This is a genomic window from Gardnerella vaginalis (assembly GCF_001563665.1).
Classification (GTDB): Bacteria; Actinomycetota; Actinomycetes; order Actinomycetales; family Bifidobacteriaceae; genus Bifidobacterium; species Bifidobacterium vaginale_A.
Genome location: NZ_KQ961867.1, coordinates 136952 through 159827 on the forward strand (window position 1 = coordinate 136952; position 22876 = coordinate 159827).

Consider the following 22876-nt stretch of genomic DNA (forward strand, 5'->3'; position numbering starts at 1 on the left):
TGTCGGCATTATGCGTGCGCTTGTTGGATTGCATTATGTGCATTTGATGTTCATGTAAACGCATATGTGCAAGCGTTGCGTCAACGGTCGCAGTTGTAATTGTGTGAGCGTGCGATGCAGTGCATGCGATTGTTTGTTTCGGTGATTGCTCAATTGAGATTTGCGTGATTACGGTGATTGCGTGATTACGGTGATTGTATGATATACACGATTGCATGATATAAATAGAATAGTGAAGGTAGATTTGTAGAAGTTTATAGATGTGATTAGGTTACAAAGAGGTATGATTATGGGATTTTTTAAAAATAAAAAGTTTTTAGATAAGCAAACAGATAATTCGAAAGATGATTCCTCAAGATTGACTAGCACAAGTCTTAGTGGAGTATCATTTAATGGGTATTTTCATGAATCTTCACATGAAGAAAAGCTTGATAATAACGGAAATCCCATTCGCTCAGATAAAAACATTAAAAAGGGAATCACGCTGAACAAGCTTAAAGTGATGTGTGCTTCAATGATTGTATTAAGTGTTTTTGGAACAACATTGTTGTCGAATTTTTCTGGCGGATTATTTGCTGTTTTATGCGAGGTCGTGTCTTGGACTGCTTTACCTTGGTATGCTTGGGCGCTAGTTCGTGGATATCATAATACGCATAACGTTACGTTTTACGGATTAAGATTATTGGCTTTGGCTTTAATATGCGAAGTGCCTTACGACTTTGTAACATCAGGAAAAATATGGGATATGAGCTCACAAAATCCGGTATTTGCACTTCTTATATCGCTTGTTGTTCTTAGTGGCTTAGATATGGCGCAATCAAAATTAAAAGGCTTTATCAAAATACTTATGTCTTCAATTATTGTAATTGCAGGAGCTTTATGGAATTTGATTGGAATGGTTGGCGTAAGGCAGAGAATCATGTGGGGAGGAATAATTATTTTTGTTTTAGCTATGATTTTTGAGCTTATGAAGAAGCGCGAAATTAGCATGGAACTTACAGCAGGCATGTTTGGTGGACTATCTCTTGTAGCGCCTGGAATTGGAGTAGCAGTATTGCACTACAGGAGCGTATATGGTGATGGTCCTATGCCAACTAATAGATTCAGATGGATTATGTACGCTTGGTATCCGTTAATGCTGCTAGTTGCGTCAATAATAATACTTCTGTAGATTCAATTCATAGTTAGAATCAGGCAAGTTTACATTCGATTTTTTGCGATAATCCATTAGATTTATAGCTTTAAGCGCTAGTACAGCTGTAGCTACAGAGCTTTAACTTCAGTTTTGGCGCTACTTATAACTTTGGCGCTACTTATGGATTTGGTTACTACTTATAGCTATAAGTGTTAGCTGTTTAGCTGTGGACTCGAAGTTTTGTTTGCGCTTTGTTTTTTCAAGAGTGTAATTATTGACGTAATTAGGCTGTATTGCAGTGTAGTTTGGCTTGAGATCAAATTATCTAGTCAGCATGCTTAGAGTGTAACCAAGCAATTTAGAATGTAGTCTGCATATTTATCTGCTTAGTATCAATGTCTTTCATGTGCGAGTTGATGAAGATGCCTTTTGTATGCAAGCTGATAGCGATGTTTGTTGCTTACAAGTTCGTATCAGTTTCGTATGCAAGCTGATAGTGATGCTTGCCGCTTACAAGTTAGTATCAATTCTGCTTACAGCTTAAATATTGCGAAAGATTGTGATCCAAGTATAAGAGAAGAACTGTTGAAAGAAATTTCTCCAATTTGCAATAGAGCTTGGTTTGATTCTTTAGAATTTAGTCCTGCAAGAGCGTCAAGCGGGATAGACTCATTGCTTAAGCTAGGATTCATTACAACAATAGTCTTTTCAGCTCTAAAATCAGATCCTTCTAAACTGTCTACAGAGCAACGTTCATATGCAAAACTACGCCCATTAACAGGAGCGTGTAATACTCTCCATGAAGCATTTGCATGTAAAGAAGCGCGATTGTGTCGCAAGAATATCAGCGCGCGTACCCATGAGAGTAAAGAATCTTCACATTCTTCTTGAGCTGACACTGTAGGTATCTCTCCAGATTTCACTAGGCAACGGCGTTCGGAAGCGTTTGAACTTTCTTCAACAGGCAAATACAATTTCGACTTTGGCGCTGTAGAAAAACCTAAATTCTTAGAATCGTCCCACTGCATTGGTGTGCGAGTTCCAGTCCTAGCGTATCCGCCTTCTTTAGTTGGAATATCGCGATATTTCATGCCTATTTCATCGCCGTAATACACGAATGGAACTCCCGGCATGGTGAGAATCATGCCAAAAGCCACGCGTCTTTCCCTGTCGCTTAAGCGTGGAGCCATGCGAGGAGTGTCATGATTGCAAGTTATAAAACTAAAATAGCCCTCATTGCAAGTAGATTCATATTGTGGGCAATAATCGTCCAAAAATTGACAAATACTACCACCGCCTAGAGCGTTAAAATAACTGTGATCATGTTCAGGGTTATTATCTAACGCATTGTCAACATCCCTCGTGAGTCTAGCGTAGCCATTTGGATAACCGTCCCATCTCCAATTAAGATAGAAATCCATATCAAATCCGGCAGCCAAAGCTTGACGTGGTCTGCCCCATTCTGAAACAAATGCAGCTTGTGGATATTCATCTTTCACAATTCCTAACATCTCTTGCCAAGCGTGAATTGTGTTATCTTTACCTAGACTTCCTTCGCCATTATTGTCGTCATTTTTTACAAGCGAATCTGCCATGTCAACACGGAATCCATCTGCACCCATTCCAAGCCAAAAACGCATTACATCGACCATTGATAAGCGAGTTGCTGCAGCTTCTTCAGACTCTGGAGAAGATTGCCAAGATCTATCACGATTAGCGAAACCGTAATTTAACGCTGGCTGACACTTAAAGAAATTCAAAATATACGTTGCATCTCTATCTGTTTCTCCGCCAATAAATGGCATAGAATAACCAGAAAAAGCGCTATCTGTCCAAATGTAACGCTTAGTAAATTCATTTTCTTCAGCACTAGAGCTTTTCTTAAACCATTCGTGCTCTTCGCTTGTATGACCGGGAACTAAGTCAAGCAAAATATGCATATCCCTTTTGTGAGCTTCAAGAAAAAGACGTTTCAAATCCTCATTAGTTCCATAACGCTTAGCAACCTTTTTGTAGTTACGCACATCGTATCCAGCATCTTTGAAAGGTGAGTCATAGCAAGGATTAAGCCAAATTGCGTTACATCCGATAGATTTCACATAATCTAATTTTTCAATAATTCCAGCTATATCGCCAATTCCATCGCCATTTGAATCGCAGAAGCTTTGAGGATAAATTTCGTAAAATACGGCATCTTTAAGCCATTCAGGGTGATCGTGTAATGACATTTTAAAACCTCTTTGTACTTAATTCGCTTGTAAATTTGCCAATTTTCTATTTATTTTTTATCTTATTTAGTATTTTTTATCTTATTTATTTTTATTATCTCGTATAGATTTTTCATTATCAATTATTATCAATTGTTATCAATCAGTTGTTGCTTACATTGATCAGTTAATCAGCCAATTATTCAATCAGCCAATTAGTTAATCAGTAAATTATTCAATCAGATTTAGTTAATAATTTAATCAGATTTAATCATTTAATCAGTAAATTATTCAATAAAGTTAATCAGTCAATTTTATTTGGAGTTTTCGCATCATTTTTTCAGTAAACAAGCCGAATTTATTAAATGCAAACATGCAGATATATGCAAAACTCACAAAACATACCATAAATAATTAAAGAATATACAGCTATAACATTATTAAAAATATTAAATGCAAGCGATATCAACATTTTTTAGATTTTGCATTAACTATTAAAACTATATTTTTCACACAAAACTAAACATAAACCAAACATAAACCAAACATTTTAATAACAAAATCAAGCATGCTGTTATACGTGGTTTGCGAACGTATTCATATTCGTGTATACTTCACAGTGCTTACGGACGGATACTCAAAGCATGTGACGCTGCCAAGCGCAGCAAAACGCGATGTTGCGCCACAGCTTAATCCGTCACTACGCCACCAAGGAACATGCCAACAAGGGCATGACATGAGGAGGTCAAGGATGACGAATATCAAGAAGATGCTGGGCGCTGGTATTGCAGTTGCTTCATTGCTTGGATTTGCAGCATGTGGTTCAAGCTCCAGCACAAAAAGCTCGGAACCAAAGGAAGCCAAGCTCACTGTATGGGCAGCTTCAGAAGATCAGGCAAAGTCTGATTCTTGGTTACCAACTATGGAAGAGGCCTTCAAGAAGGCTCATCCAGAGTACAAGATTACTTTTAAGAACGCTGTGGTTGCTCCACCAGATGCTTCCAAGACTGTAAAGCAGGATGCTAAGGCTGCAGCTGATGTGTATCTCTTCGCTAACGATCAGTTGGGCGATTTGGTACAGGCTAATGCTATTGGTGAGTTGAGCGATGACGCAGTTGCACAGGTTAAGCAGCAGGATGCGGAGCCATTGATTCAGTCTGTAACTGCTCAGAATGGCAAGATGTACGGCGTTCCATTCACTGGTAATACTTGGTTCATGTACTACGATAAGTCCAAGTTCACCGATGAAGATGTTAAGTCTCTCGATGCTATGCTCGCAAAGGGCAAGGTTGCTTTCAACGTTGCTAACGCTTGGTATCTCCCAGGCTTCTATCTCGATGGCAATATGTCCCTCTTTGGTGAGAAGAGCAATGACGGCAAGGCTGGCATTAAGCTCAGCGATAAAGCTGCTGCCATCACTAAGTACCTCGTTAAGCTCGTTGCTAACAAGAACTTCGTCATGGATAATGATGAAGGCGCTGGCTTAGCTGCAATCCAGAACCACACTGCTGACGCATTCTTCTCTGGTTCTTGGCAAGCAAATGACGTTAAGAAAGCTTTGGGCGCAAACTATGCTGCTGCTCAGCTTCCAAAGTTCAAGACTGAAGCTGGCGAATTCCAGATGAAGTCCTTCGCTGGTTCTAAGGCTGTTGCTTACAACCCGAACTCCAAGGCTGCACGCATTGCTGCTAAGTTTGCAGCATTCCTAGGTTCTAAGGAATCTCAGAAGAAGTACTATGAGCTTCAGAACACCATTCCTTCCGATAAGTCTCTTGCAGACATCGTTAAGGGTGATCCAGCTGCTGTTGCTCAGATGAACACCATCGCCAACACCTCCGTGTTGCAGCCAACTATTGCTGAGATGGGTTCCTTCTGGGATCCAACCAAGACCTTCGGTACCGCCCTCGCTAATAAGGAAATTAACGAAGGTAATGCTGCTGCTAAGACTGCAGATTGGGCCAAGGGCTTTGAAGCTGCTTTGAGCAAGTAACTTATAAAACAAAATAGGTCATAGGAATTTATTATCTTATGGCTTCTTACCGGCAGATGCCCCGCTCCCCATTTTTAAAGTTGCACGGGGCGGGGCATCTTGCCTTATAAAGCCCATAACCATATGAAAGGTATGTCATGACTAGCACGGCATCCACCAAAGGCAAGCGCAAAAAGTCGCCAGATCCTGAGCGCTTTGAGCCTTCAGCTTTTTCCTTAAAAGAGGCAGCAAAGAATGCTGACGTTCTTTCCTGGATTTCAATTCTTATTTTCGGATTTGGTACTTTTGCACGCCGTCAGTTCGTTAAGGGCATTGTTTTCTTGGCGTCTGAGGTCGCAATCTTTGCATTCTTATTCACCATCGGCGCTGAGTATCTTCCTAAAATAGTGACTTTAGGTACTGAGACGCAGCATTGCGTTAAAGTTGACGGTTTCCCAGAGTGCACAGCAGGAGACAGTTCTGTAGAAATTTTGCTTTACAGTGTTATGTCAATAGCGGCAGTTGTTTTACTTGTTTATGTAGCAACTTTGTCTTTGCGTAGCGCGTACAAAGCTCAATCAATTGTTGCTAAAGGCAAACGTCCTGTTAACTTTATAGAAGACGTAGCTTCGCTTTTTGATCGTAATGCGCATGTTGGCTTAATGTCATTACCAACAGCTGGCATAGTTGTATTTAGCATTTTGCCATTGATCTTCATGATTTCCATGGCCTTCACTAACTACGATTCTAAGCATGTTCCGCTGTTCCAGTGGGTTGGATTAACTAACTTCTTCAAGATTTTCTCTACGTCTAGCGGTGCAATCAACGCAGCAACATTCATAGAAGTTCTTGTATGGACTCTTGTGTGGGCATTCTTTGCTACATTCCTGAACTTCTTCTTTGGCATGTTTATTGCAATGATTATTAACAGGCGCACAACTGTGTTGAAGAACTTGTGGCGTACTTGCTTCTCGTTAACAATTGCAGTTCCTCAGTTCGTGTCATTGTTGATTATGCATAGCATGCTTCAGCATGATGGTGCAATCAATCGTCTTTTGCATTCATTGGGTTGGATTGGTGACCCACTTCCATTCTTTGAAGACGCTACATGGGCTCGCGTAACTGTTATTCTTATCAACCTTTGGGTTGGTATTCCTTATACGATAATGCAAATTACAGGTATTTTGCAGAACGTGCCAGCGGAGCTTTACGAAGCTGCACAACTCGATGGTGCAGGATGGTGGCAGCGTTTTATGAACGTTACAATGCCATATATCTTCTTCGTTATGACCCCGTACTTAATTACCACCTTTACAGGCAATGTCAATAACTTCAACGTCATCTACCTGCTTTCCGGCGGTGCTCCAACGGAAGTCGGATCTTCTGCAGGTAAGACTGATTTGCTTATTACATGGCTGTACAAGTTGACTGTTGATAAAGACAACTACTGCATGGGCGCGGTAATCGGTATTATGACCTTCATCGTGTTGGCTGTAGTCGCATTGATTACATACCGTAACTCTGGCTCTTACAAGAACGAGGAGGGATTCCGGTGAGTGATAAAAATCCTAGATCTGCTGGAGCGACTGGAAAGAAGAAATATAAGTCTGCTGTAGTACACAGCACTCGTACAGTTCCATTATTGCGAGACCAGCGTGTATTGAGAATCATTGGGGATATTCTTACTCACATATTCCTTGTGGTTATGTCAATTATCTGGCTAGCGCCAATTGCATGGGTTGTGCTCGAAAGTTTCAACAAGAATCCAGCTCCTTATCAGAGGACGTTCTTCCCAACGGAATATACGTTTGATAACTACGTTAGATTGTTCACTGAGCGCAATGTGCTTGATTTCCCACGCATGTTCATGAACACACTTATTGTGTCTATATTCGTGTGCATAATTTCGCTGTTCTTCGTATTGGCAGTGGCATTCTGCATGTCACGTTTACGCTTCCGCGGACGTCGTACATTCATGAATATTGCTTTGATTCTTGGCATGTTCCCATCCATTATGGCTGTTGTTGCAATCTACTTCATTCTTAAAGCCTTTGGATTAACAAACGGTTCTGTGGTACTTATCTCGCTGATTATAGTTTATTCAGCAGGTAGCGGTGCAGGCTTCTATGTTATGAAAGGCTATATGGATACAATTCCAAAGTCGTTGGATGAAGCTGCTTATTTGGATGGCTGCACAACTTGGCAGGTATTCTGGAGAATTATTCTTCCAATATGCAAGCCTATGATTGTGTTCCAGGCTATTGTTGGCTTCCTTGGACCATGGCTTGACTTCGTTTTAGCAAAGGCAATCGCTCGTACTCAAGATAACTACACTGTTGCTTTGGGTCTGTATCAAATGTTGCAGAAAGAGTATATAAATCAGTGGTTTGCACGATTCTCAGCTGGTGCTGTTTGCGTGTCAATTCCAATTGCAATTCTGTTCATTGTGATGCAGCGATTCTACGAAGAATCAATGTCTGGTTCTGTAAAGGGCTGATTTTTACACTAAAAAATTGGACAAATACAGATTCAGTAAATAGTAGTGAGGGCCGGACGTTATTAAGCGTTTCGGCCTTCGCTATCTAATTTATATATTCAAAAATGTAGTAATATTTTTAGCAAAACGTGTATTTAGCTGAGTTTAATTTAGCTGAGTTTAATTTAGCTGAGTATTTCTGTTTAGCTTATTTCTGTTTAGCTTAGATGAGTTTATCTTAACAATTATAAGGATTGCTTTATGACGTATTTACCTTCGGCGCAATGGCCAACTTATGAAGGATCTCTTGGCTTTTCTCTAAATGCAAAATCAACTACTTTTACATTATGGGCGCCTACTGCAACTTCAGTGACGTTGCGTCTTTTTGAAACAGGTAATAATAGCGAGCCAATTCAATCTTATGAATTAAAACCTCATCATGATGGAGCTTGGCGAGTTAATATTCGTAAACGTCTTGATGGAACTTATTACGATTATTTAGTTGCGTTCCAAGATGGAACAGTTAATCGAACGAGTGATCCTTGGGGTATTGCTAGTGGTATTAACGGTGAGAGAAGTTTAGTCATTGATGAAGATCGTGTAGCTCCTGCAAATTGGCATAAAGATAAATCTCCAAAGTTTTCTGCTCATTCTACTGTGATTTGGGAAACGCACGTGTCTGATTACAGTAGCGATACTAATGGCGGTTTTAATCCAGATCATAGAGGAAGGTTCTTAGCTTTTACAGATGAACATACTTGCGTAACTTCTGAAGTTGATGGTAAAACTTTAACTTCTCCAACAGGTCTTGATTATCTTAAGAAGCTTGGAATTACGCATGTGCAGCTGATGCCAATTTATGATTTTTGCACTGTAAACGAGATAAATCTCGATAAAGCTCGTAAAAATGGCGAAAATGTTGATTCTCTATACAACTGGGGTTACGATCCGGATGCTTATAACGTTCCAGAAGGAGCTTATTCTACAGACCCTTATGATGGAACGGTTCGTATTCGTGAATGCAAAGCTATGATTTCCTCGCTACATGCGCATGGTTTGCGCGTGGTTATGGATGTGGTTTACAACCATATGTATCATGCGGATAATGCGTTTGAACGTACAGCTCCAGGTTACTTCTGCAGGAGAAATGAAGAAAGTATACTTTCTAATGGATCTGGTTGTGGTAATGATATGGCTAGTGAACGTCCTATGTTCCGCAGGTTCATTATTGAGTCGCTATTGCATTGGGCTCGGTGCTATCATATTGACGGATTCAGATTCGACCTTATGGGCTTGATTGATACTGAAACATTGAATCAAGCTCGTCAAGCTCTTGATAAACTTCCTGACGGTAAGAACATACTTATGTATGGAGAACCGTGGTCTGCTGGATTTACTGCTGTGCCTGAAGGAACAAGCATGGGAGATAAGCTAGGAAGGCATAATTTAGATGATCGAATAGGTTGGTTTAGTGATGAAACTCGCGATACTCTCAAGGGTAACGTTATGGATCATCATGAGCATGGATATATTAACGGAAATGAATTTTGGACTTCTGACTCTGCTCGTCAAGCTTTAGATGGGTGGCGCGGCACTCCTTCTGCAGGTAAAAAAGTTGGACAGATTATTCAATATATTTCTGCTCATGATGATTTAACTCTGTGGGATAAATTGTGTATTTCTTTGCGCGAAAAGCCTAGCGATTGCGATTTTTATGCTAAAGACGCTAATTCAGTTGCAGATCTTTTCACTGCTAATATGCTTGCTGCTGGAATGGTTTTGTGCTCTGCAGGTTTGCCGTTTATGTTAAGTGGTGAAGAATTTGGGCGAACTAAAGGCGGCAATGACAATACTTATAAGAGCGGTGTAAATGTTAATAAGCTTGATTGGGTGCGTTCGCAGAAGTTTGAGCCGCTTGTTCGCTGGTATAAAGATTTGATTTCTTTGCGATCAAAACATAAGTCTTTCTATGATTCGAAGCGCGTGCAAATTCCTGCTTCAAATAAAACTGTACTAGCTTCTCTTATTGGTGATGACGTAATAGTATGCGTTAATCCTATGTATAATTCAGATGCTTGCGTTACTTTGCCTGAATTATCTGGGAATGTAGACTCTAAAGCGTCTGGAAAAGCGTCTGGAAAAGCGTCTTGTAAAGAAAGTTGTAATGATTGGAGTATTGTTCTTGATTCTTCCTTCTACTTTGCTGACTGGACTGGTAAAGATGCAAAGTGTGCGAATATAGAATCTTGTGAGCGCAAAGATAGTCACAGTGTGAACGATTCTCGCTTGGAGGATTTAGATTCGAAGAACTTAAATACGGGTTCGCATGTGTTGCATATTCCATCTAGAACTTTCGTAGTGCTAAGCAAGTCTGGTAATGCAGCCCAAACGCCAAAAAAATAGTAGGTTGATAGAAATAGATAGAAATAGATAGAAGTAGATAGAAGTAGAAATAGTGGTAAAAATAGAAAAACAGGAAGTAAAAATAGTGGATAGAAAAATAGTGGATAGAAAAATAATAGGTAGAAATAAACATAAAAATAGTAAATAAACATAAAAATAATAGATAGAAATAACAATAATAATGTAAATTATTAGCGAAAAACTAGTGGTTTAATCAGTGGTGAAACTGTTTGTGAAACGTTTTGCGAAGCCGCTTGAAAACGGTTAGTGAGATTGTTATCGAATTGGTAACGCTGCGAAATCAATGAAAATTAGAAGGAATAAATAATAGTACTTGTTTGCAAACGATATCAATAATTTATATAATTATTAGCTAGAGTGCGTCTTAATCCAGAGATGTGTTAAGTTTATTGCGCTCGCGCTATCGTTTGCACACATGGTACTAGTGCAATGAGATAAAATGTGCTATTAACAAAGGAGCATAATGAGCAAAGAGGCTGATAAAAAAGAGGCTGACAAAAAAGCCGAGAGCGCAGTTTCCGTTGAAGAAAGTGCAGAGCGTCTTCAACGTCCACTTATTAAATTAGCTAAAGCGTGCGGAGTGGCTACTTTTTATATTGATCAATTAGGTGATTACACTGAAATTACTGATGAAGCGTTGGTTGGAGTCCTTGACGCTTTAGGGTTTAAGTCCGATACTCCTGAAAGCATAGCTGATTCTTATGAGCGTGTTTTAGCAAAAACAGCTAGTGAATTGTTACCTCCAACTGTAGTTGCGTTTAACGGTGTGAAAACTTGCGTGCCAATGCATGCCGTTAAAAATTATGAATTGCAAGGTAATAAAGTAACTGAAAAGAATATTTCTGTTACTTTAACTCTCGAAGATGGTAAAGATTACGAGGGTGATCTTGGTGAGATTAAAGTCGATGAAGATGGTGAATTCTATATTGAACTTACAGATGAGCTTCCTATGGGATATCACACTATTCATGCTCGAATCACAAATAATAACGGCAAATTAGTAGCTCATGCTGATTCAACACTTATAGCTGCACCTGAACGTATTCCTCTTCCTCAAAGCGTTAAGGAACATCATCGCTGGGGTTATATGACGCAACTTTATTCTGTTCGCTCTAAAGATTCGTGGGGAGTGGGCGATTACGGTGATTTGCGCAGGCTTCTTAAGGACGCTGGTGAAATTGGTAAGGCTGATTTTATGCTAATCAATCCTATACATGCTTGCGCTCCTATTTCTCCGTTAGAGCCTTCACCTTATTTGCCTGAATCGCGTAGATTCTTGAACGTGACGTATATTAGACCTCAAGATATTCCTGAATATGCAGAGTTATCTGGTGAAGAAAAAGCAGAAGTAGATAGATTGCATAATAAGGTTGCTGCATCTAATGACAATCCAAATCCAATTGATATCAATGCTGCTTGGGACGCTAAGCTTCCAGCGTTGCGTTTGATTTTTAAGAAAAAGCGTAGTGATGCGCGTGAGCGTGAATTTAGTGAATTTAAGTTGCGTTCCGGCGAAGATCTGGATGCTTTTGCAACTTGGTGTGTAGCTTTTGAAGTTTGGGGTGCTCCTTGGGGAGATAATTTGTGGTTTGATACTACAGGTAAAGGAACTCCTCAGATTGAATCTTTGAAGAAAGAACATGCCGATTTATTGGAATTCCATCGTTGGCTTCAGTGGATTGCAGACGAACAGGTTGCTGCTGCTCACGCTGAGGCAAAAGATTCTGGAATGGCGATTGGCCTTATGCAAGATATGGCTGTTGGAGTTCATGGATACGGTGCTGACGTTTGGTGGAGTCCTGAGCGATTTGCTAATGGAGTAAGTGTTGGTGCTCCTCCTGATTTCTATAATCAGCAGGGTCAGGATTGGGGACAGCCACCGTTTGATCCAAATTATTTGGATGAAACGGGATACATTGCGTATAGAGATATGGTACACAATGTGTTCTTGCATGCTGGTGCTGCTCGAATCGATCACGTGCTTGGGCTTTTCCGCTTGTGGTGGATTCCGCAAGGTCAGGGCGCTAAAAATGGTGCGTATGTTTACTATAACGTTGACGCGATGCTTGCAGTTTTGACTATTGAAGCTACTCGAGCTGGCGGACTTGTTATAGGCGAGGATTTGGGTACAGTTCCTGCTTATGTTTCTAAAGTTCTTGCATCTCATGGAGTGTTGGGAACAGTTGTTGAGTGGTTTACTCATGATGATAAAGCTGAGGCTGCTAGTAAGAAAGCTGGAAAGAAGGAAATTATTTACGCAAATCCTTCTACGTATCGCGAATATGCTTTAGCTTCTGTTACTACTCATGATTTACCTCCAACTGCAGGATATCTGGAATTTGAGCATGTGAAATTGCGTGAAGAATTGCATTTGCTTACTGAACCTGTTGAGAACTTTAAGAAAGCTGCTCAAGCTGAGCGTGATGCAATGATGGCTATGCTTCTTAAAGGCGGTTGGATTAGCAAAGAAGCTGCAGATGATGTTGAAAATCATGTGCAAGAAATTGTTGAAGGAATGCATGCTGTGTTAAGAACTTCGCCATCGCTTTTGTTGCAAGTTGCATTGGTTGATGCTGTTGGCGAAAAACGCTCTCAAAATCAGCCTGGCACTAGCACAGAGTACCCGAATTGGCGTATTCCTCTTGCGGATGAGAATGGCAATGTTGTTCACACGGATGAAGTGTTTAAGTCTGCTAGAGTTCTTTCAATGGCTGCCGTAATGCAAGGTAAATGATGATCGCAATCTGAGTGATAGCAGATAATTATATGTAATACACAGAGATTTGAACATGCTTTTTATGTTTAGATCTCTGTGTATTTGCTTTTATTCGTTTCGTATTCGCGTATTTAGTTTTGTTTTATAACCTACTTTTTTAATAGAATAGCTTTGTGTGGGAAAGGAAAGAATAGTGCATAAAAACAAATCACGAATTTTTGCTGATTTTGTAAATAATCCTAGTGTGAAAGCTAATCCTAAGCAGGTTATCAAAGGTGATTGCTGGAGGATTACTGTAATAACTGATTCTATGCTACGTCTTGAGTGGAGTGATGACGGTTATTTTGTTGACTCTCCTACTCAAATGGTTGTATGTCGTGATTTTTATAGTGATAGTTCTGTGCAGCCAAAGTTTTCTGTGCGCGAAAACGAAAATGGCTGGCTTGAAGTTGAAACAGACAAGCTGCTTTTAAGCTATAATCGCAAATCTTTTACTAAAGAAGGGTTGAGTGTAGTTGTGCGCGGCGTGCCGTGCTCGCAATTTAATACTTGGCATTATGGCGATGATAATCCTGGAAATCTTTTAGGAACAGCTCGTACTTTAGATGAGGCAGATGGCGCTGTAAAACTCGACTATGGCGTTATTTCACGAGATGGTTGGGCTGTGTTAGATGATTCAAAATCTTGTGTTATTGTGCAATCAGACGAAGTAAATGGTAATCCAAATCCGTATGGAGCGTGGGTTAAGCCGCGTTTTAGCGGATCTAGCGGATTTGGTAAATCTGATGCGTCTGGTTGTGTGTCTGATTCGTCTGATGCGTCCGAAGAATCTGATGTTTCTGATGCATCTAAAGAATTATCTTCTAAAAGTAAGCGTTATCACGACTTGTACTTTTTTGGCTATGGTCACAACTACATTGATGCAATCCGCGATTTTTATAAGCTTACAGGCTCTCAGCCACTGTTGCCGAGGTTTGCACTTGGCAATTGGTGGAGTAGATATTGCAGGTATTCGCAATCTGATTATGAAAATCTTATGAGCAAATTCAAGCATGAAGGAATACCTTTTAGCACAGCAGTTATAGATATGGATTGGCATGTTACAGACGTTGATCCAAAGTATGGATCTGGATGGACTGGCTATACGTGGAATAATCAACTTTTCCCAGATCATAAATCTTTCTTGAAAAAACTCGCGAACGAAGGATTGGCGTCTACTTTAAATTTGCATCCTAGAGATGGCATTCGCGCTTTTGAAAAGGATTATCCGCAAGTTGCGCGCGATATGGGCATTGATCCAGCTAGTGGTAAAGCTGTTGAATTTGACTTAACAAATCCGCGATTTGTTGAAGCGTATTTCAATATGCATCATCGCATGGAAGACGAAGGCGTTAAATTCTGGTGGATTGATTGGCAGCAGGGCGGAGTTACGCGTGAACGTGGATTAGATCCACTTTGGATGCTTAATCACATGCATTATGAGGATTTGGCTCGTGATGGTGGCTGGCCGCTTACATTCTCGCGATATGCAGGCCCAGGCTCACATCGATACCCGGTTGGATTCTCTGGAGATACTGTAACAACCTGGAAGTCGCTTGCTTTTCAAGCATATTTCACATCTACTGCGTCAAATATTGGTTATGGCTGGTGGAGTCACGATATTGGTGGTCATATGCTTGGTGTGCGAGATAACGAGTTGGAAGCGCGATGGTATGCTCTTGGAGCTTTTAGTCCTATTAACCGTCTTCACTCAAGTTGTTCTCCTTTTGCTGGCAAAGAGCCTTGGAATTTTCCGCGTGAAACTCGTGACGCAATGGTTAAAATGCTTAGATTAAGAGCATCTTTGCTACCTTATTTATATACGATGAATTATCGTGCATCATTTGAGAATATGCCAATAGTAGAGCCAATGTATTGGCAATCTCCAGAAGTTGGAGCTGCTTACGAGATGCCGCAAGAATATCGTTTTGGAAGTGAGCTTATAGTTTCGCCTATAGTTTCTAAAAATGACGATGCTACTACTAAAGGGTGTGCTGGAGTGTGGCTTCCTGAAGGAGATTGGTATGATTTCTTTGACGGGCGGCGCTACGTATCTCGTTCTCTTGGTGGTCGCAGATTTGAAGCTTGGCGAGCGATTGATAGAGTACCTGTATTTGCTAAAGCTGGAGCGATTATACCGATGCAAGTTTTGCCAAGCGTTGAAGAATGCGCTCGCGATTGTGATGTTTCGAAGTCTGTTAATAGTATTGAAAATCCGAAATCTTTGCGAGTGCTGGCGTTCCCTGGAGGTAACGGCGAGTTTGTGATGCGCGAAGATAATGGTCGCTTTGAAGATGCGCGCGCTGGGAAAACTGCCGACACGAAGATGAAATTTGTTTTCAGAGATGAAAATTCTTCTACGCAATTTGTGATTGATGCTGTAAAAGGTTGTGACAGTGTTGTGTCATCTCTGCCGTCTGAGCGCAATTGGAGCGTTGTATTTAGGGGCGTGGCGTGCCCTGATTTTTCGCGCGTTCGCGTTTTGCTGGGCGATTCTCGTGGAGAGTTTCAGCTTGAATCTAGCGCTGTGGAAGTTTCATATGAAGGCGAAGAATCTACGTTAAGTCTTACTGTTTCTGTGCGCAATGTGCCTGTTTGCAAGCGTGTGCGAGTGATTGTGGATGGAGGTTTGTTTATTGCACAAGATCCTAAAGTTGGGGATTCTTATCGTTTGCTTTTGCAAGCTCAAGTGCCTTATCGAGGTAAAGAGATGGCTTTTGATGCTATTCGTGAGTCTTGTGGTAGTGCGAGTGCTTTGAGTGCGCTTTCTGCTCTTGAATATGAAAGCGAAGAGCAGATGATTGAACAGCGTGACAGTGTTGATATGGTGAATGCTCATGCTTGCGTGCAACCTTCTGTAGTTAAGTGGGCGCAATGGCGTTGTACTTTGCCTGCGTCTGTAAAGCACGCTCTTGAGGAGATTTTGTTACGTTCTAGTGAGTGAGTTTGTGTGGTTTACTGGTGTGGTGGTTGTGTGTTGGTTGGTTTGTGTTTTACGAATTTGTATTATTGAAATCAACATTTGTACTATAACAAATGTTTAGATTGACTGGTGAAAAGTTGTGAAAAATATCGCATTTCAAAACATTCACAAATAAATAATATTTTTAAAAATCGTTGAAAAATATGCCCTGGGGGGGGGGCATCAAGGCTTTCTCGTCTAAACATATGTTATTTGCCTTTAAAAAATTTTTTAAAATGTTATAATGACTTAACAGTGTTGCTGTAGCCATACTACTTTGGTTGCACGCTATTGAACTTACGGCGGAACATCGCTGATGCGTTAAGTTTCGTGCGCTAGTTTTGTTTTGGCGCGTTTGAAAGTTGATGCAAAGACGCAGTTGTGCCATGTTTTGAAAAAAGGAAATACGTAAAAATTAGTAACAGAGCATGATTAAGAATGCGGTTGCTGTGTGCAATGTGTTGTTGTGAACTTTTTAGTTACGTAAGTTTAAATTTACGTAGCAGAAGTAGAAAACATTTGTGCGCATATGATTTTGCACTCTAAAAATCATCTCTAAGAATTACCTAACTTTGAACTAATAGACAATAAGAAAGAAGTAGAAAATGGGTGCAAAGTCTAGTAAGCATGCGCGTAAAGTAAAGTTGGATTCAAGTGTAAATAACGCGATTGCACGTGCTGTTGACGCTCGCAAAGTTGCTTCGTTCACAGCGAGTGCTGCTGGCGTAATTGCAGGCGCTGCTCTTGCATTAGGAACTACTCCGGCTGTAGCTGTTAGTAGTGTTGCGCAAAGTGGTAACGATCAAAACATTCAATCGAATCTTGATAATACTCAAAGTGATTCTGGTGCTGATGCTAATGGTGCCGGCAGCGATGGTGCTGAAGTTAATAGAGATGGTGTTAATGGAAATACTCCAACTTATTCGGATCGTTCAGCTACGCCTGCACCTGCTCCAAAAGTCAACAGTGAGATAACGATTTCACAGGAAACAAAAGATACGCTCCCTAATTTGTATGCATGGGGATCTTCTGACAATGTGTACATTGAAAAGGGGCAAAACCAAGCAGTAACCTTTAAATTTGCAAAACCAACAGATGGCAGCACCATTACTAAGGTAGCTATTTTCCCATCTGATGGTAATACTGTTGATAATACTAAGAGTAGAAGGTACCTTGAGTATTATTCTGCTTCTGATGAGCATCAGCCATATTCGGGTACATATGACTTTCAGCCACACGATGATGGCTCAGCTACGCTTACCATGACTTCTCTTTATAGAAACAACAATATGCCGGCTGTTGGCTATGCTGCAAACCGCTGCATCTATGTGTATGGCATGAAAGACGGGAAGGAAGTTCTGCTGTATAAGACGAATATTGTGCGTGCAGCAACACTTGTTCCACCTAAAACAGCTGGCTCAATTGTGCTGAAGTATAATGAAGCGCTTACTGAAAAACAAATTCAAGATAAGCTCAAGGCTGCTTTAGATGCTCCTACAGAAGCTACCGGTAAGCAATCAATTCGCGAGCAAATTACAGTCGCAAGTAAATCTAAAGGCGTGGGTGTGAGAAATGTTGAAGCCAAAACGTTTACCAACACGCCAGATGACCCTGAAAACAAGGTAATTATTAACAATCAGCGTGCGTATCTTCCAACTGAGCTTACTCGCTTTAATAGAACAACATCTAAACAGGGTGCTGCTGAAACAACTTATATAACTACAGTACAAACCCTTAAAACTCATCTCATAACCGACACTGGTTATACCTCTGATGATTTACCGCTTACTGTTGCGCGCTACGATACGCGTATCCAAAAGCCAGTTGTTGAGGACACTGACCCGTCCAAGGTGTCTGACGAGGTGAAAACCGATATTAAAAAGAAGCTTTCGCGCCTTAATCACGTGCCAGAAGACAGTGTTGTAATTAACAATGACGGCACTGTTGCTATCAACTTCACTGGTGTTGATGAAAAGGACGCTCCTAAGATTCCTTTGCGCAACCTTGTGTTGAAGAAGTTTGCAGAAAAGGATATTTCTGTTCCTGCAAACGATAAAGCGGTCTTTGTGTCTAACCCACTTGGATATTCAAAAGCCGAGATTGACCGAATCAAGCAGGCTATTCTTGACGCTAACAAAGAAAATAAAGAGCTTGGTCTTACTAGCAAAGATCAAATTACGCTTGAGTATGTTACGGGTGATACTACCGTTGGTCATGAAAATATAGGCATCTCTAATGGTCAGGCAGAAAACAAGATTACAGTTAAGATTAAAACTGACAAATCAGTTGCCGAGTTTACATCTAATGTAAAAGAGAGCAAGCTTACAAAGCTTCCAAATATTCGCACAGATTACGAAGTTACTTGGAAGAGTAATAAGATTGATGGTCGCGATACCGATGAAGGTATTTCTTGGAGTAATGATAAGAAGACCACTATCATCTACCGTTACGATCCAACTAAAGCAGAAGAGTTTGATACAAATAAGATTCTTGGTTTGCTGAAGGCTACGCCAAAAGACAAGCAAGCTGGTTTGCGCGAGCTTACAGGCGGCGAGCAGCTTACCTATGAAGGTACAGGGAATAACGCGCGCAAGTCGCACATGCACTATGCGTTGCAAAATGGCGAGCCAACGGGCGAGCTTACGCTTGGCAATATGAGCGGTGCTTATTGGCAGGTAGTTCAGAAAGTTTCTAATTCTGGCGAAAAACTCGGCGATAATTTATCGGAAGCTGGTTCGTATACATGGGATCCAGAAGCTGGTTCTGTAATTGTTGCTGCTAAGCAGAACAAAGTTTTCAAGGCGCGTCTGTTTGTTGAGCCGTATGGAATGACGTACTATAAGGATGTTTATCTGGAGCAAGGTCGCAATCCTGGCAATACAGCAAAAGCAATTAACGTTATTTTTGTTCCACAAACGAATCACAAGACGAAGGATTTGAAGAAGTCGGTTATCGAGCACAAGACTATTGCTGTTGAGGGCAAAGACGTTCCAACGCAGCCAGCATATTACAACGCGTCTAAGGATAAGAAAGATGCGTATGATAAGGCGTTGCAAACTGCAAAGACCTTGTATGAGGCTGTAAAGGATACCGAAGAGTCAAAGCTTACTGAACAGCAGAAGGCGCAAATCGATAACGCAACGATTCAGTTAGATAAAGCTCGCGCCGAGCTTGATGGTGCTAAGACCATTAAAGACGGACTGGATCAGTCGATAGCTGACGATGGCACGCCTGCTGAAGGTCAACAAGCTACAACTGGCACAAAGGCTAGTGATAAGTATAAGAACGTCACTAATCCCGATTTTAAGGATGCAAGTGGCAATGCCGATACCAAGAAAAATGAGGATGCTAAGAAAGCCAAAGAAGCATACGATAAGGCGCTCGAAGAAGCCAATAAGGTAAAGGCAGACGACAACGCCACGCAAAAGGCTGTTGACGATGCTAAGGCCAATCTGGATAAAGCTCGTCAAGCGCTTAACGAATTTAGCACTAATAAAGACAAGCTTAATGCTGCTATTGCTGAGCATGGCAAGGTAAAGAATGGTAAGGACGCTCAAGGTGCTCAAACGCTGACTAACGCCGACCCAGCATATCAAAACGCAACTAAAGGAGAACGCAATGCATACGATGAAGCTGTAAAGAAAGCAAACGATCTTTTAGCAGATCCAAACGCTTCTCAGAAGGAAGTAAATGACGCTATTGCGGCTCTCGAAAAAGCTAAGAAGGCTCTTGATGCTAAAGCAACAGACAAGGCTCCCCTTGCTGCTGCGGTTCAAAAGAGCTTCGATAACCCTGATCCAACCAAACCTGACAAGCAAAGTGTGTTCTACAAGAACGCAAAGGCGAAGACTAACGATCCTGATGCCCAGCAAGCCGTTAAGAAGTACGATGACGCACTCGCAGAAGCTAAGAGAGTGCTTGGTGACAATAACGCTACGAATGCCGATGTAAAAAAGGCTAAGGAAGCGCTTGAAAAAGCAGAAGAAGCACTTCATGCTGATAAGTATCAAACAAAGGCAACTGATTTAGCTGAAGCTATTGCGGACAACTTCAGTGGTTATTTGATGCCAGCGTACTTCAATGCCTTTGATAAAGCGCAAGCAGGTGATGAGCAGGCTAAGAAAGACTTCAAAGCCTATAACGATGCTTATCACGCTGCAAAAGACTTGCTGACTGAGATTAGGAAGCCAAATAGCACGGTAACGCAGGATCAGGCTGATAAGGTTAAAAATCAGCTTATTGAAGCTCGTAAGCTTATTGACACCTATGCAACTAACACCAGCAGGCTTTCGGCAGCTGTATTTAATGACCTTGCAATACAAAACAGCCCAGCGTATAAGAATGCATCTGCAGCTGATGCAAGTGAAGAAGCAAAGGCTGCTAAGACTAAGTATGACAAAGCTGTAGAGAAATTACACCAGGCGCTTAATAAAAAGATGCCTAAGGATAAGGATGAGAAAACTGGTCAAGAGATCTCTGATAAGAATATTCCTGTTAAGGGCGGAAATCTTAACGACAAAGACTATCTGAAGAATATTCAGGCACATGCGCAAGGTGAGCCGCTTGATAGGGATATTGATGCAATTCTTAAGGAAATGAATGAAGCAGTTGCTGACTTGAACAAGTTTGCTGCAACTAAGACCGATGACTTGATTAAGTCGATTAACGAGGATGCAGCCACGCATCAAAACCCTGCGTATAAGAATGCTTCGGTTCATAAGTATTTGGGTACTGATGGTAATGCGGATTCTGCTAAGAATGCTGCTGCGCGTAAGGCTGCCAGTGATTATGGTCAAGCCCTTAATGAAGCTAAAGACTTGCTCAAGAATCCTTCTGCAACTCAGAAGCAAGTAAATGACGCTAAGGATAAGCTTGACAAAGCTCGTGCAGAGCTTAACAAGTACAACACCGACACCGCCAAGCTCAAGGAAAGCGTAAAGAAGCACGGCTCTACAGATGGCGCTGCACCTACAGAAGGCACACAAACTTCTGATGCGTATCGCAATGCGTCTGATCCTCACTTCTTAACTGCTGATGGCAAGCCGGATGAACAGAAGAACACTCAGGCTGCTGCAGACAAAAAGGCGTATGATGAAGCTTTGACAAAAGCTCAGGAGCTTTTGAAGAAGCATGACAGCGATGATACTCCGCAAGACGCAAAGCCAACGCAAGCAGATATTGACGCTGCACTTGATGCTCTTGATAAAGCACGTACCAAGCTTGACACCTACAAGACTGACACTACCAAGCTTGATGAGGAAGCAAAGAAATCTACTGCAGACGGTGCTCAAACTGTTGGTGAAAGCGATTTCGAAAATACTCCAGAGTTCAAGAACGCATCTTACAAGCAAAACGTTAAGCCAGATACTGATCCTGATGTTCAGCAAGCAAAGTCTGATATTGATGCTTATAAGAAGGCTCTTGCAAATGCTCGTAAGTTAGTAAGTGATGCAAATGATACAACCAAGAAGAACAGCGACCGTCCAACTCAGAAGCAGATTGATGACGCTCTCGAAACGTTGAAGAATGCAAAGCAAGCTATTACCGATGGTTACAAGACGGATACTTCTAAGCTCAAAGAAGCAAAAGACTATGCAAATGGTGACTTCAAGAATACACCTGAGTATAAGAATGCTGAAGCAATCAAGGCTGACGCTAACAACGCAAAGCATGAACAAGCTGGTAAGGATTTGGATGGTACTGATGACAATCCAGGACTTACCAAACTTGTAGAAAAGATAACCCAAAAGCTGCAGAATGCTAACAACCTTACTCAGCGTGAAGTTGACACACTGCTTAAGCAGCTTAAGGGTGCTCAGAAGAAGATTGCTGAAAATTACAAAACTAACGCCGACAAGCTTAAGAACGAAGTCGGTGATAAAGACGAACAGGGCAAGGATGTAATTCCTCCATTCGAGGCATCTGTGACGTACAAGAACGCGCTTGAAAAGGCGAATGCTGGCGATAATGATGCGACCGCAAAGCTCAAGGAATACACCGACAAGCTCAAGGCTGCACAGGAACTCGTCAACAAGGTGAATAACCCAGATCCAAACGCGAAGCCAGAAGATCGTCCAACTCAGAAGCAGGTTGATGAAGCTCTTGCAGCTTTGAAGAAAGCAAAGCAGGACATTGACGACAACTTCAAGACCAAAGTCGATGACTTGAAGAAGGAAGCCGATGATAAGGACGATAAGGGCGTAGCTAAGAATCCTACTTTTGAGAACACAACTGAGTTTGCAAACCTTAAAGGAAAGACTAAGGATGGCAATAAGCCTGATGACCTTGTAGCATATGAGAAAGCTTTGGCTAAGGCTAAGGATCTCATCGACAAGAACGATGGCAAGGTTGCTGATCCTAACGATCCAAATAAGCAGATTGCCGTTCCAAAGGATCAGCTCCCAACTCAGCAAGAAGTTGACGCTGCTCAGAAGGCTCTTAAGGAAATCAAAGACAAGATTCTTGCTAACTACAAGACAAATTCTCACGACTTGCAAGAGGAAGTTAACTTGTCGAAGGACGGCGATGACGACCAGCGTGATGACTCGTTCGAGAACACTCCTGAGTTCAAGAACGCTGATGCTAAGAAGAGTGAAGATGGCAAGGATAATACCGACATTGACGCGTACAAGAAGGCTCTTGAAGCTGCAAAGGATCTTCTTAAGAAGTTTGACCCTGCTACAGGTTTACCAAAGACTGATCTTCCATCAGGCGAAAAAGCTCCAACCCAAAAAGATCTTGACGATGCTCTAAACGCCTTGAAAGCTGCCAAGAAGAAGATTACTGACAGCTACAAGACCGATAAATCTGCTCTAAAGTCCGAAACTGACAAGGATTCAGATTTCAAGAAGTCAGTCGCTTTCATGATTGGAAGAAAAGATGACATTGACGCGTACAAGAAGGCTCTTGCTAATGCTCAGCGCGTGTTAGCTGATCCTAATGCAACTC

Annotated in this window: 9 protein-coding genes; 8 read left to right on the forward strand and 1 reads right to left on the reverse strand. The window is 41.4% G+C overall.

All coding sequences use genetic code 11. From position 1 onward, the window contains the following. Positions 1-289 precede the first annotated feature (289 nt). Complete coding sequence (locus HMPREF3230_RS04090) at positions 290-1171, forward strand: TraX family protein (RefSeq protein ID WP_082266278.1); 882 nt, start codon at positions 290-292, stop codon at positions 1169-1171. Between the two features lie 497 nt (positions 1172-1668). Here HMPREF3230_RS04090 and HMPREF3230_RS04095 read toward each other — a convergent pair whose 3' ends face one another. Continuing rightward, on the reverse strand, positions 1669-3363 hold the full coding sequence (locus HMPREF3230_RS04095) for an alpha-amylase family glycosyl hydrolase (protein ID WP_075523674.1): 1695 nt from the start codon (positions 3361-3363) through the stop codon (positions 1669-1671). Between the two features lie 730 nt (positions 3364-4093). On the opposite strand from HMPREF3230_RS04095, the gene HMPREF3230_RS04100 reads away from it, so the two are divergent. The 7 genes from HMPREF3230_RS04100 to HMPREF3230_RS04130 form a co-directional block, all read left to right on the forward strand. Beyond that, complete coding sequence (locus HMPREF3230_RS04100) at positions 4094-5332, forward strand: extracellular solute-binding protein (protein WP_075523675.1); 1239 nt, start codon at positions 4094-4096, stop codon at positions 5330-5332. A gap of 137 nt (positions 5333-5469) precedes the next feature. Beyond that, a complete protein-coding gene (locus HMPREF3230_RS04105) occupies positions 5470-6867 on the forward strand; it encodes a carbohydrate ABC transporter permease (RefSeq protein ID WP_075523676.1) in 1398 nt (465 codons plus the stop codon). Positions 6868-6953: 86 nt separating this feature from the next. Beyond that, positions 6954-7808: a sugar ABC transporter permease gene (locus HMPREF3230_RS04110; protein ID WP_075523689.1), complete on the forward strand. Its 855-nt coding sequence runs from the start codon at positions 6954-6956 to the stop codon at positions 7806-7808. Positions 7809-8048: 240 nt separating this feature from the next. Further along, positions 8049-10190 (forward strand): type I pullulanase, encoded by a 2142-nt coding sequence (gene pulA / locus HMPREF3230_RS04115; protein ID WP_082266279.1) that lies wholly within the window; start codon positions 8049-8051, stop codon positions 10188-10190. 484 nt (positions 10191-10674) lie between these two features. Next, positions 10675-12945: a 4-alpha-glucanotransferase gene (malQ, locus tag HMPREF3230_RS04120; protein ID WP_075523677.1), complete on the forward strand. Its 2271-nt coding sequence runs from the start codon at positions 10675-10677 to the stop codon at positions 12943-12945. A gap of 175 nt (positions 12946-13120) precedes the next feature. Beyond that, a complete protein-coding gene (locus tag HMPREF3230_RS04125) occupies positions 13121-15910 on the forward strand; it encodes a glycoside hydrolase family 31 protein (protein WP_075523678.1) in 2790 nt (929 codons plus the stop codon). 623 nt (positions 15911-16533) lie between these two features. Next, positions 16534-22876 (forward strand): FIVAR domain-containing protein (locus tag HMPREF3230_RS04130; RefSeq protein ID WP_075523679.1); only part of this gene is annotated, 6343 nt, incomplete at its 3' end.